Annotated in this window: 13 protein-coding genes; 12 read left to right on the top strand and 1 reads right to left on the bottom strand. The window is 44.1% G+C overall.

Features of this window, described 5'->3' with window-relative positions:
- Complete coding sequence (gene atpD / locus ACT3ID_RS05830) at positions 1–1,503, bottom strand: F0F1 ATP synthase subunit beta (RefSeq protein WP_491541107.1); 1,503 nt, start codon at positions 1,501–1,503, stop codon at positions 1–3.
- A 343-nt stretch (positions 1,504–1,846) separates the two neighbouring features.
- Between atpD and ACT3ID_RS05825 the strand changes: the two genes are divergently transcribed.
- The 12 genes from ACT3ID_RS05825 (at position 1,847) to ACT3ID_RS05770 (ending at position 19,493) form a co-directional block, all read left to right on the top strand.
- Positions 1,847–2,701 (top strand): class I SAM-dependent methyltransferase, encoded by an 855-nt coding sequence (locus tag ACT3ID_RS05825; protein WP_491541056.1) that lies wholly within the window; start codon positions 1,847–1,849, stop codon positions 2,699–2,701.
- 43 nt (positions 2,702–2,744) lie between these two features.
- The gene (locus ACT3ID_RS05820; protein WP_491541055.1) at positions 2,745–4,079 is read left to right on the top strand and encodes an APC family permease; all 1,335 of its coding nucleotides are present in this window, start codon (positions 2,745–2,747) and stop codon (positions 4,077–4,079) included.
- 219 nt (positions 4,080–4,298) lie between these two features.
- Positions 4,299–5,618 carry a 16S rRNA (cytosine(967)-C(5))-methyltransferase RsmB gene (gene rsmB / locus ACT3ID_RS05815; protein WP_491541054.1) on the top strand — a complete coding sequence of 440 codons (1,320 nt, stop codon included), beginning with the start codon at positions 4,299–4,301 and terminating at the stop codon, positions 5,616–5,618.
- 230 nt (positions 5,619–5,848) lie between these two features.
- The gene (locus ACT3ID_RS05810; protein ID WP_491541053.1) at positions 5,849–8,548 is read left to right on the top strand and encodes a valine--tRNA ligase; all 2,700 of its coding nucleotides are present in this window, start codon (positions 5,849–5,851) and stop codon (positions 8,546–8,548) included.
- 101 nt (positions 8,549–8,649) lie between these two features.
- The gene (locus ACT3ID_RS05805; RefSeq protein ID WP_491541052.1) at positions 8,650–10,911 is read left to right on the top strand and encodes an ATP-dependent helicase; all 2,262 of its coding nucleotides are present in this window, start codon (positions 8,650–8,652) and stop codon (positions 10,909–10,911) included.
- A gap of 24 nt (positions 10,912–10,935) precedes the next feature.
- Positions 10,936–12,492 (top strand): DUF5723 family protein, encoded by a 1,557-nt coding sequence (locus tag ACT3ID_RS05800; protein ID WP_491541051.1) that lies wholly within the window; start codon positions 10,936–10,938, stop codon positions 12,490–12,492.
- 168 nt (positions 12,493–12,660) lie between these two features.
- A complete protein-coding gene (lon, locus tag ACT3ID_RS05795; RefSeq protein ID WP_491541050.1) occupies positions 12,661–15,195 on the top strand; it encodes an endopeptidase La in 2,535 nt (844 codons plus the stop codon).
- Between the two features lie 356 nt (positions 15,196–15,551).
- Entirely contained in the window at positions 15,552–16,115 is a 564-nt protein-coding gene (locus tag ACT3ID_RS05790; protein WP_491541049.1) for a type 1 glutamine amidotransferase domain-containing protein, read from the top strand.
- A gap of 96 nt (positions 16,116–16,211) precedes the next feature.
- A complete protein-coding gene (rsgA, locus tag ACT3ID_RS05785; protein ID WP_491541048.1) occupies positions 16,212–17,144 on the top strand; it encodes a ribosome small subunit-dependent GTPase A in 933 nt (310 codons plus the stop codon).
- A 78-nt stretch (positions 17,145–17,222) separates the two neighbouring features.
- Positions 17,223–18,323, top strand: coding sequence for a DUF6588 family protein (locus ACT3ID_RS05780; RefSeq protein ID WP_491541047.1), 1,101 nt, complete (start codon positions 17,223–17,225; stop codon positions 18,321–18,323).
- Between the two features lie 78 nt (positions 18,324–18,401).
- Positions 18,402–19,046 carry a trimeric intracellular cation channel family protein gene (locus ACT3ID_RS05775; RefSeq protein WP_491541046.1) on the top strand — a complete coding sequence of 215 codons (645 nt, stop codon included), beginning with the start codon at positions 18,402–18,404 and terminating at the stop codon, positions 19,044–19,046.
- Between the two features lie 60 nt (positions 19,047–19,106).
- Positions 19,107–19,493 (top strand): DUF2914 domain-containing protein, encoded by a 387-nt coding sequence (locus ACT3ID_RS05770; protein ID WP_491541045.1) that lies wholly within the window; start codon positions 19,107–19,109, stop codon positions 19,491–19,493.
- Positions 19,494–19,511: the final 18 nt, after the last annotated feature.

The raw sequence follows: 19,511 nt of genomic DNA, 5'->3' as shown, positions 1-19,511 counted from the left end.
CTATTCTGCTGCTTCGGCTTCTTCCTCTGCTAATAACTTTTCGCCTTTCTCTTCGGCTTCCTCAATAGTTCCGACCATATAAAAGGCTTTTTCCGGAAGATGATCGAGTTCACCATCCAGAATTTTCTTAAAGCCTTTTACGGTATCTTCAATATTAACAAACACACCGGGCTGACCAGTAAACTGTTCAGCAACAAAGAAAGGCTGACTCAGGAATCGCTGGATACGACGGGCACGAGCCACAACTGTTTTATCTTCATCAGAAAGCTCATCCATACCCAGAATCGCAATAATATCTTGCAGATCTTTGTACTGCTGCAGAATTTCAATAACGCGCTGGGCAGTTTCATAGTGCTCTTCTCCAACAATGTGCGGATCCAGAATTCGTGATGTAGAATCCAGTGGGTCCACAGCAGGATAAATACCAATCTGAGTAAGAGCACGGCTCAATACCGTTGTAGCATCGAGGTGGGCAAATGTTGTTGCCGGAGCAGGATCGGTCAAGTCATCCGCAGGTACATAAACAGCCTGTACAGATGTAATAGAACCATTTTTAGTAGAAGTAATACGCTCCTGCAGGTCACCCATTTCAGTAGCCAATGTCGGCTGATAACCTACGGCCGATGGCATACGTCCGAGCAGAGCCGATACCTCAGATCCCGCCTGAGTAAATCGGAAAATATTATCAATAAAGAGCAGGATGTCGCGGGAAACTTCTTCACGGAAGTATTCAGCCAGCGTCAATCCGGAAAGAGCAACACGAACACGCGCTCCTGGCGGCTCATTCATCTGACCAAAAGTAAAGGCGGCTTTAGACTCTTTCAGTGCCTCTTTATCTACTTTGCTCAGATCCCACTTTCCATTTTCGAAAGCTTCTTTAAATTCTTCGCCATAATCGATAATGCCGGCTTCAAGCATTTCCCGAATCAGATCATTACCCTCACGAGTACGCTCACCAACACCGGCAAAAACTGATAAACCACCGTGACCTTTGGCAATATTGTTAATCAACTCCTGAATAAGAACCGTTTTTCCTACCCCGGCACCACCGAACAAACCTGTTTTACCTCCTTTGGCGTACGGACAAAGCAGATCAATAACCTTAATACCGGTTTCGAGCATTTCCGTAGTTGTTGCCAAATCTTCAAAATCCGGCGCCGGACGGTGAATCGGATAACTGCGATCTCCTTTGGGAGGTTCAATACCATCAATGGGTTCTCCAACAACGTTAAATACACGTCCGCGAATATCCTCACCAACAGGCATAGAGATCGGAGCGCCGGTATTAACGACTTCCATCTCACGAACTAACCCGTCAGTGGAATCCATCGCTATGGTACGTACACGATTTTCGCCAAGATGCTGGGCAACTTCGAGGTAGAGTTTAGACTTGTCTTCGCGTTCTATATAAAGTGCATTTAGTACGGGGGGGATGTCGCCCTCATCGAAGTCCACATCCACAACCGGACCAATCACTTGTGCAACGGTTCCTTTATTCATTATTGATGATCAGTTGTAATGAGTTAAATTTTGATAATTTCCTTTTAGGAAGAAACGATATGTTTCATCACATAAGAAGCGGCGAAAGTTAGGACTTTTTACGAGCAAATGAAAGTAAAAGTAATACCTTTATTCCTAATCATTGAGTTAATTTGTACAGCCTTTTTTCTGATAAGATGTGAAAACCTTTAAAAGTTGTAATACAGCACCATCAGTGGAACATCTAAGCTCACATGTTGGTTGATTTAGAACGTTAGGTAATAATTCTTATTTAGAGATTACTATTCATATTTAAAAATGTACGTTCTATAGTCATAACTATTTATTAAAAAAGCAGGTGCGACTTATGCTTAAACAGACATTTGTATCAGCAAAAAAATATGCTATCCTGGCCGTTCAATCTATCGTCTTTATCGGCTTAACGTTTGCATATTTGCCCGACACCACAGCTCAGGATCTTGACGTACCCTATGTCCCAACTCCTAAGAAGGTGGTTGAGCGTATGCTTGATGTCGTCGATGTACAGCCAAGCGATTATGTTATCGATTTAGGTTCAGGTGATGGACGTATCGTTATAGCGGCAGCAAAACGTGGAGCCAGCGGACACGGCATCGATTTGGATCCCCAGCGTATCTCCGAAGCCAAAGAGAATGCAGTCAGTGCTGGTGTTACCGATCAGATTATGTTTATGGAGCAGGATATTTTTGAAACGGACTTTAGCGAAGCATCCGTCATCACAATGTATCTGTTGCCTTCAATCAATAAAAAACTGCGTCCGGATCTCCTAGAGAAACTTCAGCCCGGTACTGAGATAGTCTCGCATAGCTTCGATATGGGAGAATGGAAACCGGACAAAGAGATATCGGTTGAAATGAATGGAGGTGGTAATCATGACATTTTTTACTGGGTGATTCCGGCCAAAGCCGAAGGCACCTGGAACTGGTCATACAACGGCGGGCAGTATTCGATGGATATAGATCAAAATTTTCAGGAGATATCTGTTAATATTACGAATGCTAATGGCTCTACATTCGATGTAAAAAAAGCAGAGTTACAGGGAAAGCGCATCTCCATACGAGCCACGCAGGACGGACAAAATTATATTTTTAGCGGGCGAATTGAAGGAGATCAAATTCATGGTTTGATGCAAAATCATAACGGTCAAGATAAAACGTTTTCTAAGTGGTCTGCCACCAAATAAAAAATCATGAAATTTCTTTTGCAGAAAATATTAGCAGTACCACATGAACAAAACTGAGTCTGGCCGTCCGCAAAAGGTATTCACCAATTTAAGCGCCATCGCTGTTGTTGTGGGTATAGTGGTAGGTATCGGTATTTTCCGACTCCCGACAATGGTCGCACAAAATGCTGCTTCCGAATTGCACTATCTCTCCTTTTGGGTAGCGGGGGGGCTCATCTCTATTATCGGAGCACTCTGTTATGCCGAGCTGGCTACCAATAAACCCGATGCCGGTGGCGAATATTACTTTCTTACCGAAGCCTATGGTCCTCCGGTCGGTTTCCTTTTTTCCTGGGGACGCATGACTGTTATACAAACAGGATCTATCGCTCTGGCAGCATTTATCTTGGGTGATTACGCTTCCGTTATTTATGACCTTGGCCCATACAGTTCTTCCATTTATGCCGGTATTACTGTTGTTACTCTTACCGGACTGAATATAGCGGGCACCCAGCCCTCCAAAAATGTCCAAAGTATGATGACCGCACTTATCGTGGGAATTCTTCTGCTATGCGGTATTGCCGGTATATTAAATGGTACAGATGTATCCGTGGACTCAACAAAGAGTGCTACTGTAAACAGTTCGGCAGGAGCAGCCATGATTTTTGTGCTTCTTACCTATGGGGGATGGAATGAAGGCGTATATCTTTCTGCAGAAATTAAAAATGTCCGGAAAAATATGACGCATGTTCTGCTTATCGCCATTGCCATCATTACATTATTATATGTGCTTATCAATGGCGCTTATATACATATGCTGGGGCTCGAGCAGCTTCGTTCATCTGACACAATAGGCGTTGCCCTCACCAATCAAATTATCGGCACACAAGGCTCGTTTGGAATGGCTGTCATCGTGATTATTTCAGCGCTTTCAACAGCCAATGCTACAATTATCACCGGTGCCAGAACCAACTATGCACTCGGACGCGACTTTTCACTACTACGTATTATCGGTCGATGGAATAAATCAACCAACTCCCCGATTAATGCACTGCTGGTACAGGGAGGGATTGCTTTTCTTCTTGTTATCCTGGGAGCCTTCACAAAGGAAGCAGTCACTACAATGGTAGATTACACGGCCCCTGTATTTTGGTTTTTCATCCTTTTGACGACCTGCTCTCTTTTCATCTTTCGATACAAATCCGATTCCAAAGAAAACGCGTTCAAAGTACCTTTATACCCGTTTACCCCCATAGTGTTTGTTCTTGTTTGTCTGTACCTGCTGTACTCCAGTGTTACATTCACGGGCTGGGGAGCCACAATAGGCATTCTGATCTTGCTGGTTGGTCTTCCCGTTTATTTTGCAGCTCGATCTAAAGGAATTAGAAATGAGCTGTGAAAAGAATATTAAAGCTAATAGATCTAATTCAACCTCCGGAAGTATTCCCTATTCTCTATTAGCAACTCCCCTGCTAATACCGTATTTTTTGCACCCGTCGAAATTATAAAATTTCGATAGTGAGGCAACATTTTGTGCTAACGTTCATTTAAATGATGATAGAACATTTAGGCGCAATAAACACATTCATTAAAAACTTAACCTTAAACAGAGGCTGCATTGGAAACTGAAACATCTGCTCGTTCTGTCAGCGTGGAAATACTAATAGACTTCGATGAAAAAGGGATCCTTGACTATTCCCGCGCGGATAAGCTTGAATCTCGTGATCGTGCTGAAGTACGAGAGTATGTGCAAAATATTTTGAGACGACGCTCCTATCTCGATTTTTTAATCGATCAGTTTTCTAATGTGAAAATTGACGAGATGAAATCCAGCCTTAAAAATATTCTCCGGCTGGGCATCTATGATATGATCTTTATGGACAGTACGCCGGATTATGCTGCCATTAATGAATCAGTAGAGATTGCAAAATACAGTCTTGGTTCACGTACCGGCGATCTTACCAATGCAATTTTACGCAACCTCCAACGGGATATTGACAACCTGCCAAAACCTGACTTTGAGGATCGTACAAAGCTTGTTGCCACTACCTTTTCGCATCCCGAGTGGCTGGTAGAACGATGGACTAAGCGCTTCGGTGAACGTGAGGCTTTTAAGCTGATGCAGGCAAATAATAAACGTCCCGTCTATTATGTACGAGCAAATAACCTGCGCACAAAAACCGAAAATTTTAAGCTACGGATGACAAAGCACGGCATCGATTTTAAAGAAAGTGATTGGCTGCCGGGTTACTTTCAGGTAGATAGTGTAGCTCCTTTCATCTCTAAAGGATGGCTCGATAAAGGGTTCTGTCAGATCCAGGATATCGCCGCAGGATTTGCTCCATATCTTTTGGATCCGAAACCGGGTGAGAGTATTTATGATCTTTGCGCTGCCCCCGGTACGAAAAGCATTTTAATGTCTGACCTTATGAATGGCGAAGGGGATATATTAGCTGTGGACGTCTCTTCAGAGCGGCTGGATAAACTGGCCGAAAGCGCCCTCTCCTATCACGCCGAGAACATCAGGGTTCGTCGTGCGGATGTAACAGAGTTAGAGCTTGATGAGGCTGATGGCGTCCTGCTCGATGCACCTTGTACTGGTACCGGCGTGCTTAGCAAAAGAGCTGATCTGCGCTGGAAACGTGATCAGGAATCATTAAATAATGCTGTTGAACGACAGGCAAAACTTCTCGACTCTGCAGCCAAAATGGTTAAAGTAGGCGGGCGACTTGTTTACAGTACATGCTCCCTCGAAGAGGAAGAAAATATGGAACAGGTAATGAGCTTTCTGGACCGCCACGAAAACTTTGAAATGCAGAGTGTAGAAGGCTATGTACCTGATGAAGTTATGGTTCATGGCGGACTCGCTTATCAAACGTTCCCCCACAAACATAACTGCGACGGGCATTTTGGCGTATTGCTGAAACGCACCAGTTAAAATTTATACTTTCTGTAGACTCGCTGACGAGATAGGATTGAAATATTGGCACGAGCGGGCGTTCGCCCCATCTATCTCTATATAATATAAAAGCTACTATCTCGTCGGATGAATGAGATTGTCATCCGACGAGTAAAAGTAAAAGGGCACTCTACATCTTCTTTCCTTTTTCGTATCTTCCCGCTCTGAAGCATTTCAAACAGAAACTCTAAAAACGAGCTTCAATAATTTTGGATAATTCGACGGTTTCACAAGACATTCCCAAACGTTTTGATCCTGGAAGTATCGAAGACAAATGGTACAGCTTCTGGGAAGAAAATGGCTTCTTTCATTCCGAACCCGACGATCGCGAATCGTATACGGTCGTAATCCCGCCGCCTAACGTTACGGGTGTACTTCATATGGGACACATGCTTAACAATACGATTCAGGATGTGCTGGTTCGTCGTGCGCGCATGCAGGGCAAAAATGCGTGCTGGGTGCCGGGAACCGATCATGCTTCCATTGCCACTGAAGCTAAAGTTGTGCAAAAGCTGCGTGAAGATGGCATTACAAAAGCCGACCTGACTCGTGAAGAATTTCTTGACCATGCCTGGGAGTGGACCGACGAGCATGGTGGAATTATCTTACAGCAGCTCCGAAAGCTTGGCGCTTCCTGCGACTGGCAACGAACACGCTTTACGCTCGAAGATGATCTCTACGAGGCCGTCGTTGACTGTTTTATCGAGCTCTATGAACGCGGCTATATTTATCGCGGAAAGCGCATGATTAATTGGGATCCGGAAGCACAAACAGCACTTTCTGATGAGGAGGTTATCCACCGCGAAGTGCAATCGAAGCTCTACCACGTCCGCTACAAAATAAAGGACAGCAATGAGTGGGTTACCATTGCTACCACACGTCCGGAAACAATTCTAGCAGACACCGCCGTATGTGTTCATCCCGATGATGAGCGCTACCAGGATCTGATCGGAAAAACGGCGATAATTCCGATTGTGGAACGCGAAGTTCAGATTATCGCCGATGAATACGTTGATCCGGAATACGGGACCGGCTGCCTGAAAATAACGCCTGCCCATGATGAAAATGACTATGAAATCGGGCAAAAGCATAATCTTGAAATTGTGGATATGCTTAATCCGGATGGTACGCTCAGCGAAGATGCTCAACACTATGTGGACAAAGACCGATTTGAGGCTCGTGATCTTATTGTTGAAGATCTGAAAGCCGCCGATCAGCTTGTCAAAATTGAAGAGATGACCAACCAGGTTGGATTTTCGGAACGTACGGATGTGGTAATCGAACCGCGCCTGTCGCTGCAGTGGTTTTGCAAGATGGATGAGCTTTCAAAACCGGCCCACGAAAATGTGATGAATGATAACATCCAGTTCCATCCATCAAAATTTAAAAACGAGTACAACCATTGGATGGAGAATATCCGCGACTGGTGTATTTCCCGTCAACTCTGGTGGGGACAGCGGATTCCGGCCTGGTATTACGGCGACGGCAAGGATGATTATGTCATTGCTAAAACAGAAGACGAGGCTATTAAAAAAGCACGAGAAAAATCAGGTGACGATTCTCTTACTGCCGAGGATATTAAACAGGATGAAGATGTACTCGATACGTGGTTCTCATCTTGGCTCTGGCCTATTACAGTCTTTGACCCTGATTTTATCCGCACCGGCGAAGCCAATGAAGATCTTGAATATTATTATCCTACACAGGATCTGGTAACCGCCCCGGAAATTATGTTTTTCTGGGTGGCACGTATGATTATTTCGGGATATGAATTTTGCGGCGAAAAACCATTCAGCAATGTCTATTATACCGGAATTGTCCGCGACAGTGAGCGGCGAAAGATGTCAAAATCGCTCGGCAATTCGCCCGATCCCATCAGACTGATGGAAGAGTATGGCACTGACGGTGTTCGTGTAGGTATGCTCTTTTCATCTCCAGCCGGTAACGACCTGTTGTTTGAAGAAAAGCTTTGCGAGCAGGGACGAAATTTTGCCAATAAGATCTGGAATGCTTTCCGTTTTCTCTCAATGAACAGAGAAGAAGGTGTGGAATATTCCGATACACTGGAAATTGATGAGAATAATCTTATTGACCGATGGATGCTTTCGCGGTTGCATGAAACCATTGATGCCATCAACAAGGATTTTGAATCGTTCCGTATAAATGAAGCTCTGCACAAAATTTATTCGCTGATCTGGGATGATTTTTGCGACTGGTATATCGAGCTGATCAAAGCCGAAAAAGCCGGTGAAAATATTCCCGATGACCGGCTCGCACGTGGATTCAATTTCTTTGAGCAGCTGATGAAACTGCTGCATCCTTTTATGCCATTTATCACTGAAGAAATCTGGCAGCATATCCGCCCGCGTGATACCGAAGAAGCTATCATTGTTGCCGATTGGCCGGAATATGATAAAACAGCGGTATCGAAAGATGACCTAGAACTATTCGATGCTATACAGCGTATGATTTCATCCGTTCGGAATATTCGCGCTGAATTCAACTTGAATCCCAGCGATCAAATAGACTTACTAATTAACGCTAAGGATGAATCCACAGCTGAAGCACTACAGGAAAATGAATGGATCTTCCGCAAGCTTCAGACAATCAATAGCTTCGAGGTATCAACTGATTTATTAAAACCAGATACGTCAGCTTCGGCTGTTATTGAAGGTACGGAGTTGTTTGTTCCGCTGGAAGGGCTTATTGACCTGGATAAAGAGCGCGAACGCATCCAAAAAGAAATTGACCGGCTAGAAGGATTCTTACAATCCATAGAGGGGAAATTGAATAACGATGGATTCGTTAATAATGCGCCGGAGAATGTGGTCCAGCGCGAACGTGACAAAAAAGAAGACACCGAAACAAACTTAGAAAAATTAAAAGAAATTTTAGCTGAATTAAATTAACCGCAGAGTACGCTGAGGTTTCGCAGAGATTTTATTTGTTTTCTCTGCGTTACTCTGCGTTACCCTTTGCGTCCTCAGCGGTAAAGATTTTAAGTCTATTTATGCCGAAAGAACCGGATTTTATACACGATTTAAATGATCAACAAAAACGCGCTGTGCGTCATGGCGAAGGTCCCCTGCTGATTGTGGCCGGAGCCGGAAGTGGTAAAACGCGTGTGCTTACCTATCGTATAGCATACCTTATTCAGCAGCAAAAAGCCCATCCCAATGAAATTCTGGCGCTGACTTTTACGAATAAGGCTGCTAATGAAATGCAGGAACGAATCCAGGAGCTGATTGGTCAGGATGCCAACCGTTTGTGGATGGGAACATTCCATTCGGTGTTCTCAAAAATTTTGCGCTTTGAAGCTGAAAAGATCGGCTTCACTTCTGATTATTCGATTTACGATACCGATGATTCCAAAAATGCTATAAAGCGGATTCTTCGCGAAAACAATTACGATCCAAAGGAGATTAAACCGCGGATTCTGCAGCGCCGTATAAGCGACGCCAAGAATGAGCTCATCTATCCCGATGAGTACAACGAAAAGTTCGTACACAGCACGCTCGACGACATTACGGCCAAAATCTATCGTATTTATGTGGAGCGCCTTAAGCACAATAACGCCATGGATTTCGATGATCTGCTGATTAAGCCGATAGAATTGTTCCGCGATCACGAAGAGGTGCTCGAAAAGTACCAGGATCGTTTCAAATATATCATGATTGATGAGTATCAGGATACGAATCACGCGCAGTACAAGGTGACAAACTTGCTGGCCAGTAAATACGAGAATTTGTGTGTAGTTGGCGATGATGCACAAAGCATTTACTCGTTTCGGGGAGCGGACATCCGCAATATCCTCGATTTTAAGAATGACTATGAAGATGCCGTCGAAATCCCGCTGGAGCAGAATTACCGCTCAACCAAAGCCATTCTGAAGGCTGCCGACTCGATCATTAAAAAGAACAGCGGCCAGCTCGATAAAACGCTCTGGACGGACAATGATATGGGCGATACCATCACGGTGCTCGAGAATCACGACGAGCGTGACGAGGCTAATCGGGTAGCCAATTACATCAAAGATTTAAAGATGCGGAAGGGGTATAATTACGGCGACTTTGCGATTCTGTATCGCACGAATTATCAGAGTCGTGTTTTTGAGGAAACCTTTCGGCGCAAAAGCATCCCCTATCAGTTGGTGGGTGGGTTATCATTCTATCAGCGAAAAGAGATCAAGGATGTGCTGGCCTATCTGACGCTGCTGATCAATCCCGATGATGATACAAATCTGCTGCGGATTATCAACGAGCCATCGCGGGGTATTGGCAATAAATCGATTCATGATCTGACATCTCACGCGCGTCAAACGGGGCAATCGCTGTGGCAGATTCTTACAAATGTTGAAGGGGTCGACCTCTATACACCGGCCAAAAACAGCGTTAAAGATTTTGTTGCGATGATTAAGGAACTTAAACAAGATCTACAGACAGACAAATCACTCGTTGAAATTACTAAAAAACTGCTGGAGAAATCCGGGTATATGAAATCGCTCGTTGAGGAAAATTCTCCGAAAGCTATGACGCGCCGTGAAAATATCCTGGAACTGGAAAATGCGATATCCTATTTCGAAAAGAATAATAGTAATCCGTCGCTCAGTTCTTTCCTGCAGGAAATTTCACTGATCACCGATACCGACAAATATGACGAAGATAAACCTGCCGTTACCATGATGACGGTGCATGCAGCAAAAGGACTCGAATTCCCGGTTATCTTTATTGTGGGATTGGAGGAGGAACTTTTCCCCGTCGGAAGCCGTGAAAATGAGCAGGTGAACATTGAAGAAGAGCGGCGTCTGTTTTATGTGGCTATAACTCGTGCGCAGAAGGAGCTGTTTTTCAGTCACTGCCGCAGTCGTTATAAATATGGCGAAGAGCAGCGCAAAGTGCGGTCTCGGTTTTTGGATGAGGTAAGTTCGGATGTTGTCCGAACCGAAACCGGATCTTCGATAGAACAGGATAAAAGCCGCTTTTCTGACAATAATAAAAGTTCAGGCAACGGTGACGGCAGCACCCAGGTAGAATATGACTGGAAAAAGCCGCTCTATCAGAAAAATAATTCCGGGTCTACGCAGATTCATTATGATAATCCGGATGAAGATCCGTTCCAGGTGGGTGCGAAGGTTGTACATAACGTTTTTGGACCGGGTAAAATCATTAGCCGTACCGGTAAAGGAGAGAAAACAAAAGTTGTGGTATATTTTAAAGAACGAGGACGTAAAACACTGATGCTGCGCGCTGCCAAAATGGAGGTCATAGGATAGCGGGCTTATATTAGGTTTCGGTAAATGACAAAATTCAAAAGTATATTTAGATATCTCTGTCAGCTTGCAGGATGTCTGCTCATATTGGGCGGCATCCCGGGCCTGTCTTCGACGGCCCGTGCACAACCCGTACTGGGAGCACAGAATATGGCTATGGGCGGCGGGGGCACGACCTATTTATCGGGTTTCGAAACCACATTTTGGAATCCCGCTAACTTGGCCATTAATGACCGGCATGGGCAAGTTAATATAGGATTGGGACACACTGGAATTTTGTTCGAACCTGTTCTATCAGCCGAGAATCCTTATGATCAGTTTTTTAAGTTTACTGATGGGTTAATGCCCTATAAATCATATACCACGCCTATTTCACCCGCTCAAAGAGAACGTATCCTTGAAAAGAATTACCCGCAAAACACACCACTCTCTTGGCACCAAAGTCGTGCAGATGTAATTTTGGGTGGAGTTTCGTGGCAGCGCGGAGAGACGGCCTATTCCGTGACTGCTCGCTACAGGTCCGCATCACGATTTGAGATTGGACGCGGTTGGTATTCTGATGAATTTGTTCCTGATGGCGATCGGCAAATACGTGATTTTACGTTGAATCAACAACGGAATCAACTGTTTGAGTTTTCAGTAGGATACGGGCGACAGTTCACTTTTATAGATGGATTACTGCCCCGGCTTAGCGAACTCTATATTGGCATTGCTCCCAAAATAGTACTTGCCGGTCCCCACTTTAATGCCAGCTACGACGCACAATATATTCGTTCTGAAGAAGGTGACGCCAGTATCTATGCCTCTGACTTTTCCTATCAAACAACAGGTAAATATTCCGGGATGACATCTCGTTACTTGGTGGATCCCAACCCCTGGTCGGCCATAGAGCGGAACCTAAGCAAAACCTTCGATCCGTTGGATAATACCGGGTATGGATTAGGATTCGACTTTGGACTCACTTATCTGATTCCGCTCGACCTTTCCATCATCGAAGATGATCCCGATAAATCCGTAGTTTCTCATTCGATCCGGTTTTCGCTTTCTGCCAATGATATCGGAATGATACGCTATCATAAAGATCCGCTCCAACTTTCATCTCCGACAGATACAGTTTCAATCGAACAGGAATTGCCTAAAGAATCGATGTTTATTGGCTCGGGCGGACAGTATCTAATGTATTTTGACGAGCTACAAACTATTTCCAATCCCATTCAAACATCACAAAATAATAATTCTGATCAATTTTCTGCCCTCTTGCCTGCTTCTGTAAATGCAGGTATGCTGATTGATCTGTCCCGCATAAAAGTCTCGGGAGATCTCAATCTTGGGCTCGATAATACTGCTTTCACCACAACAAAATTATCAATACATCTGGGACTTGAAGGACGTCCCTTGAAACCAATCCCCATACGATTTGGGGCACGCATAGCATCAGAACGACCAACCTATATTGGCCTCGGAACCGGGATCGAAACGCGGTACTGGGATTTTAATATCGGCACTCAATTGATTGTGCGTTCACGCACATTTACCTCGGAATTTGCGGGAGGAGCATTCGCGGGGATTCAGCTTCATTTGTAATTTTTGGACACTTTTCTGTCAACCTGTCAATGTAAAACCCGTATATATCCGCAATTTGTTATTTTGCCAGTAAATATGACTAATTGGAAGTTTGCATAAAATTGGCTTCCTATTTGCATCTATAAAGAACAACATTTAAAGAAAATTTGATCTAAAGCATTTTTATACATGAATAACATCTTTAACAGTTTGGCCGATTTGGAGGATATTCAGGATCAATTCGATGATTTTGAACAGGCAATTCCCCTGATGTCGGAGGAGGAAGAAAAAGAATTAACAGAGTCTGAAGTACCAGACGAACTTCCTATCCTGCCGCTTAAAAATACCGTATTGTTTCCCGGTGTTGTGGTTCCAATTACGGTAGGACGCGATCGATCGCTTAATTTAGTAAAAGAAGCGTACGAGTCAGACAAAACGATCGGTGTGGTCAGTCAAAAAGATGAACAGGATGAAGATCCCGACGAAGAGGATCTGTTCGAAGTAGGCACAGTAGCGCAGATCCTTAAGCTCATTAAGATGCCGGATGGCAGCAAAAGTATCGTTATTCAAGGCAAAACGACCTTCAAGGTTGAGGAATACCTGCAAAAAGATCCTTATTTCAAGGCAAAAGTTGAGCCTTTCAGACAAGAAATGGATATCGAAGGCGTTGAATTGGACGCTTCTATACGATCCGTTAAAGAGACAGCCAGCAAAATTGTCAATCTGTCTCCGAATATTCCGTCAGAAGCTTCGGTAGCCATTAACAACATTAGCAGTCCTAATTTTCTGCTGAACTTCATCTCTTCAAACCTGAATGTGTCTACCGAAGACAAGCAGAAAGTGCTGGAGATCCGCAAGTTTTCGGAGCGGCTCGAACGTGTAATGGAATTTCTGAACAAAGAGCTGCAGGTTCTGAACCTAAGTGAAGAGATAAGAACGAAGGTTAAATCGGATATCGATGAGCAGCAGCGCGATTTTTATCTGCGTCAACAGATGAAGGCCATCCAGGAAGCTCTCGGCGAAGATGGTGAACAGGAAGAGATTAGCAATCTTCGTCAGCGTGCAAAAGAAAAGAACATGCCCAAAGAGGCCCAGGAAACGGTAGATAAAGAGTTGACGCGGTTAGAACGAACGCCCAACTCTTCTCCTAACTACGGTGTCATCCACAATTATATCGAGTGGATCCTTGACCTGCCGTGGGATAAATATTCGGATGATAATCTGGATCTGGAAAATGCCCAAAAGGTATTGGACGAAGATCACTACGGGCTGGAAAAGGTAAAGAAGCGTATTATTGAATATTTGGCTGTACTTAAGCTGAAAAGCGATATGAAGGCGCCAATTCTGTGCTTCTACGGACCTCCGGGCGTTGGTAAGACCTCGCTTGGGAAATCCATCGCGCGCGCGTTAAATCGTAAATTTGAGCGTTTTAGTCTGGGTGGAATCCATGACGAAGCTGAAATCCGGGGACACCGCCGCACTTACATTGGCGCACTGCCGGGACGTATTCTTCGAGCTATGAAGAAAGCCGGTACGAACAATCCGGTAATGATGCTTGATGAGATCGATAAAGTGGGATCAGATTATCGTGGCGACCCCACCTCTGCCCTGCTCGAAGTACTTGATCCGGAGCAAAACGACAGTTTCTCGGATAACTACCTGGAGCTGGAATACGATCTTTCAAAAGTTCTGTTCATCGCCACGGCTAACTCGCTGGATACTATTCCGGCGCCGCTGCGTGATCGTATGGAGATCATCAACATCAGTGGATATACGCTGCAGGAAAAAACTCAGATTGCCAAAGAGCATCTGTTGCCTAAACAGGTCGAAGAAAATGGGCTGAAGGAAGATCAAATTAATATTACAGATGAGGCGATTGAGAATATCATTGAGAAATATACGCGTGAGTCCGGTGTTCGCTCGCTGGAGCGTGAAATCGGATCGGTCTGCCGCGGTGTGGCTGCCAAAATTGCCAAAGGTGACGAAGGTCCACACACGGTAGAAGCTGAAGATCTGCAAGAATATCTTGGTAAGCGTAAGTATTTTGCTGAGGTAGCCGAACGCACGAAAGTGCCCGGCGTGGCTACGGGACTGGCATGGACACCTTACGGCGGCGATATACTCTTTATCGAAGCCAGTGTCTCAAAAGGTACAGGCAAGCTGCATATCACCGGGCAACTGGGTGATGTGATGAAAGAGTCTGCTATGCTGGCAATGTCGTATCTGAAAGCTCATTCGGATGAGCTCAACATTCCGGAAGAAGCATTCAAATACTGGGATCTGCATATTCACGTGCCCAAAGGAGCCGTGCCCAAGGACGGACCCTCGGCCGGTATTTCAATATTCTCGGCCGTAGCCTCAATCTTTACACAGCGTAAAGTAAAAGGCACACTTGCGATGACCGGCGAAATCACGCTGCGCGGACAAGTATTGCCTGTAGGCGGTATCAAAGAGAAAGTTCTGGCAGCTAAACGTGCTGGTATCGAAAAGGTTCTACTTCCACAGAAAAACGAAAAGGATGTCGCCGAAATCGAAGAGGATGTTCTCGGTGATCTGAAGGTGGAATATCTCGAGCGCATGGATCCGCTGTTGGATATCGTGCTTGAAGAAGAGCCGGTTCGTAACCCCGCTGACCGATTCAAAGTCAGCGAAAATTATAAGCAAAAACATGAAGAGAATTCCCGAACGAAAGACTCAACCGAAGAGACTATTGTGATGGAATAATTTTTCTAATGTTTAATTAGATTATTAAAAGAGCCCGCTTCGAAAGAGTCGGGCTCTTTTTTTATTTGCAAAACCACTTGAAAGCTTCGGACAATATCCAATTGCTCTTTAGAATCTTTTATATCTAATCCTGCAAAAGACTATATAATTGCATGGTGAAGACTGAATAGAGACAAATTCCGGTAGCTTTCGATAAACAAGCGTTAACGCCTGGATTATCAATTGCGGATGTTCCAAGATGCCGGAGGACTAGATAATATCACTTATAAAGTCTCGGATATGGGGAACAATTCTTACTGGTCTGATATTTCACTTAGTAGATCAGAAAAACTTTCATCCCAAAAACCCTATCCATTATGGCTGAAGAATTATCAGGCAAGAGGATCGCAATACTAACAGAGGAAGGATTTGAAGAAGTTGAACTTTCAGAACCGCGAAAAGCACTTAAAGAAGCCGGAGCAGAAGCTGATATCGTTTCTCCGAACGAGGACGAAATACGTGCATGGGATCACGATCACTGGAGTGATCTCTACAATGTAGATGTTCATTTAGATAATGCAATTGTGGGAGAATATGACGGCCTCTTTCTTCCCGGCGGTGTACTTAATCCCGATAAACTGCGGACCAATAAAAAAGCAGTGGATTTTGTGAATAGCTTTTTCAATGCCGGAAAGCCAATTGCTGCCATTTGCCATGGTCCGCAAACGATGATTGAAACGGGAAAACTCAGCGGCCGTACAATGACATCCTATCATTCAATCAAGACAGATCTGATCAATGCAGGTGTAAACTGGGTTGATGAGGAGGTAGTGGTTGACGAAGGCCTAGTAACCAGCCGGAATCCGGATGATATTCCCGCATTTATTGATAAGATGATTGAGGAATTTCGTGAAGGTATCCATCAAGAAATGGCAAAATAGCTCACTGATAAATAAAACAATCAGGTCACCTCGATTTATCGGGGTGACTTTTTTATTTTAGGGTCATTAATCATCCATAAATAAGGAAAATAAAATTTGGCAAAAAAAGGTCGCGTCGTAGAATCAACAGGACATTGGTATCAGGTTTCCTATGATAAAAATGGTGGTTTGCAAACTATCGATTGCCGACTGCCTGGCCGTTTTCGGCTGAAAGATCACGACCTTACCAATCCAATTGCCGTCGGTGATTATGTGCAATTCGAAATCAATGACGACGGGACCGGAAGTATTGAGGAGATCGAGGATCGACAAAATTATATTATTCGCCAGTCGACACATCACCATCAAGACAGTCAGATTTTGGCAGCAAACATCGATTGTGCCTATGTTGTTCAATCGATCAAAAAACCGAGGTTCAAACAGGGATTTCTTGACCGTTTTTTGGTTACGTGCGAGGCTTATCAGATACCAGCCAGCATCATCATCAATAAAATGGATCTGGCTAATAGTAAAGACAAAGATTATGTGGCTTATCTGACCGATCTGTACACCGAACTCGGCTATCCGGTATTGAAGACAAGTATTAAGGATGAGGAATCAATTGATCTTCTGAAAAAGGATCTGAAAGATAAGACCTCTGTGTTTATCGGACCTTCCGGAACTGGTAAAACAAGCCTGCTCAATCATGTTGATCCTCATATCGACCGGGAGATCGGCGACATTTCTACATATAATGAAAAAGGTAAGCACACCACCACATTTGCAAAACTTCTGCCTCTTGAAATTGGCGGTTATCTGGTTGACACACCCGGCATTCGCGAATTTGGGCTGGTAAATATTGAACCCTGGGAGCTCTCACTTTTCTTTCCTGAGATGCTGGAGCCCCGCAAGCATTGTAAATTCAATAACTGCACTCATAGTCACGAACCCGGCTGTGGAGTTATGCAGGCGTTTGAAGAGGGAAAAATCGACCCCGACCGTTACGATTCCTATCTAAAGATCCTTGATTCGTTAGAAGAAGATTCATAATTAGAGTCTTGCCTTTAAATTCAGTAGTATTACAAACGATAATTCGGATGGCTAATATCAAAATAAATTACTAACAAAATGAATCTACGATACCGCCTACTAATCAGTATTTTATTAATCGGATTTTTGGGATTCGATACCACAACCTCATTTGCACAAATCGGTGATGTGGGAAGCATTCTGCAATCCGGACGTGAAGACGCAAATACATTAGCGGAGGCCTACCTTGAACCATTTGGATCGGGTTTTGGTGCTTCGTTAAATACCGGGTGGACAAATACTGCTAAACCACACAGCAAGCTCGGTTTCGACCTTACTGTCAGCAGCGGACTGGCTATTGTGCCCAATAGTGCCAAATCATTTGATGTAACCCAGCTTGGTCTGCAACAGTTGCAACTAGAGGGAACCGATCCTAACTCTCCCACTATTAATGGTGCGGATGAAACAGGAGCGCTTCTTGCCTACTATGAAGAAATCAATGGAAATAATGAAAAAATTCTGGAGTTCAACATGCCTGAAGGTTCGGGCTTTGGCTACGTTCCAGCTCCGATGGTTAAAGGTGCCGTAGGCGTTGTCAAAGATACCGAAATCATGGTTCGATATATGCCTGAATATGAAGTCGGTGATTTTGGCTCATTTAATATGTTTGGTGTCGGGGCAAAGCACGGAATTAACCAGTGGCTACCCGGTGGTAATCTTATGCCGATTGATCTCTCTGTTATGTTCGGGTACACCGGAATGGAAGTTAGCTCCGATTTTGATGTCACACCCGATCAGGTGATAGAAAGACCTCAACAAACCGAAAATCCATACAGTGATTCTCAGTGGGAGGGTCAGGGAATCACTATGAATACAGATGCCTGGACTATAAATGCGCTGGTTGGTAAAACACTCCCCGTTATTTCGGTTTATGGAGGTGTGGGATATGAAGCCTCAACATTTAATATAGCCACACCAGGCTCATATCCGACGGTTGTACCTAAAGAGAACCCAGATCCACAAGAACCGTTTACTGTTGAAGCGGTTGATGAACCAATTGATCTTTCCATCGATGGTGACAATGGTTTTCGTGCGCTGGCCGGTTTCCGCCTGCGTTTTGCCGTCTTTCATATATCAGGATCATATACCCTTTCGAATTACTCCAGTTTTAACCTGGGCGCAGGAATCAGCTTTAGGTAACACAAATTATTATCTATTTCAGAGGGAGTCCTTGGGGCTCCCTTTATTTTTTGGGATAAATAACATGGCATCGAATTAATGGATGAATTAATTTCTGACATTCAGATTTCTTTCGACCTGTTATATCTGCTCGATCTTTTTGGTGTAGGCGTTTTTGCGATTTCGGGAGCTTTGGCGGCCGGGCGAAAAAGTCTTGATTTGTTGGGAGTAGTCATCATTGCAGTAGTAACAGCTGTTGGCGGCGGCACCACCAGAGATCTGCTGCTCGACCGTCACCCTATTTTTTGGATAGCCGATCCTATCTATCTTTTGGTGATAATAATTGCCGCTCTTTTTACAATCTGGTATACCCAGTATAGCAATCCGCCGGAGAAAGCACTTTTATTGGCTGATGCGTTAGGGCTGGCTGTTTTTACCATATTAGGTGCCCAAATCACGCAAGAAGTTGTTTCAAACAGCGTTATCATTGTGATTATGGCTGCCATTACCGGTACGGTAGGTGGTTTGATCCGCGATGTTTTAAGCAATGAAATCCCCCTTATTATGCGCCGCGATATCTATGCCACCGCTGCCCTGGCCGGGGCCACTGTGTATCTTCTTTTACAAATTACTCCATTATTGCCAACAGTAAACATAATTCTGGGAATGCTGGTTGTTATCGGACTTCGACTGGCGGCTATTCAATGGGAATTACACCTGCCCCGATTTAAGCTCGACAAATAGCTGTTCAATTTTGATGAAAAATTCCCCATATTAATAAAAAGACCAGTAAAGGTATATGTTATGGTTAGATATATATGGTGGATTTTATTTTTTGTAGTCATTTCAGCCAGTACAGCCAACTCACAACAGATAAAAGTTAATCAAATCGATCTGGCGACATCCATAGAAGATCGACAACCTGTGGGTACTGATACATCTTTTACAGCCGATATAGGGAATATATTTTGTTTCACTCAGGTTCAAAGCGAATCCGATAGTTCTCAGATTACGCATGTCTGGTACTATAAAGATAAAGAGAAGGCACGCATCAAGCTTAATGTACAAGCGGAAAACTGGCGGACCTGGAGCTCTAAAAATATTTTGGACAGCTGGACTGGCCCTTGGCGTGTCATTGTGGAGGACAACAATGGGAATGTGCTGGCAACTAAAACATTTACGATAGAATAAGATTGATTGATTGGTTGA

The sequence above is a fragment of the Fodinibius sp. GM108 genome (genome assembly GCF_058386985.1).
Note: the sequence above shows the minus strand (reverse complement) of the source record. Positions and strands in the feature narration are given on the sequence as shown.

Coding starts and splice junctions, on each gene's coding strand:
- ACT3ID_RS05825 (WP_491541056.1), top strand. CDS start 1,847: ATGCTTAAACAGACATTTGTATCAGCAAAAAAATATGCTATCCTGGCC.
- ACT3ID_RS05820 (WP_491541055.1), top strand. CDS start 2,745: ATGAACAAAACTGAGTCTGGCCGTCCGCAAAAGGTATTCACCAATTTA.
- ACT3ID_RS05805 (WP_491541052.1), top strand. CDS start 8,650: ATGCCGAAAGAACCGGATTTTATACACGATTTAAATGATCAACAAAAA.
- ACT3ID_RS05800 (WP_491541051.1), top strand. CDS start 10,936: ATGACAAAATTCAAAAGTATATTTAGATATCTCTGTCAGCTTGCAGGA.
- lon (WP_491541050.1), top strand. CDS start 12,661: ATGAATAACATCTTTAACAGTTTGGCCGATTTGGAGGATATTCAGGAT.
- ACT3ID_RS05790 (WP_491541049.1), top strand. CDS start 15,552: ATGGCTGAAGAATTATCAGGCAAGAGGATCGCAATACTAACAGAGGAA.
- ACT3ID_RS05780 (WP_491541047.1), top strand. CDS start 17,223: ATGAATCTACGATACCGCCTACTAATCAGTATTTTATTAATCGGATTT.
- ACT3ID_RS05775 (WP_491541046.1), top strand. CDS start 18,402: ATGGATGAATTAATTTCTGACATTCAGATTTCTTTCGACCTGTTATAT.
- ACT3ID_RS05770 (WP_491541045.1), top strand. CDS start 19,107: ATGGTTAGATATATATGGTGGATTTTATTTTTTGTAGTCATTTCAGCC.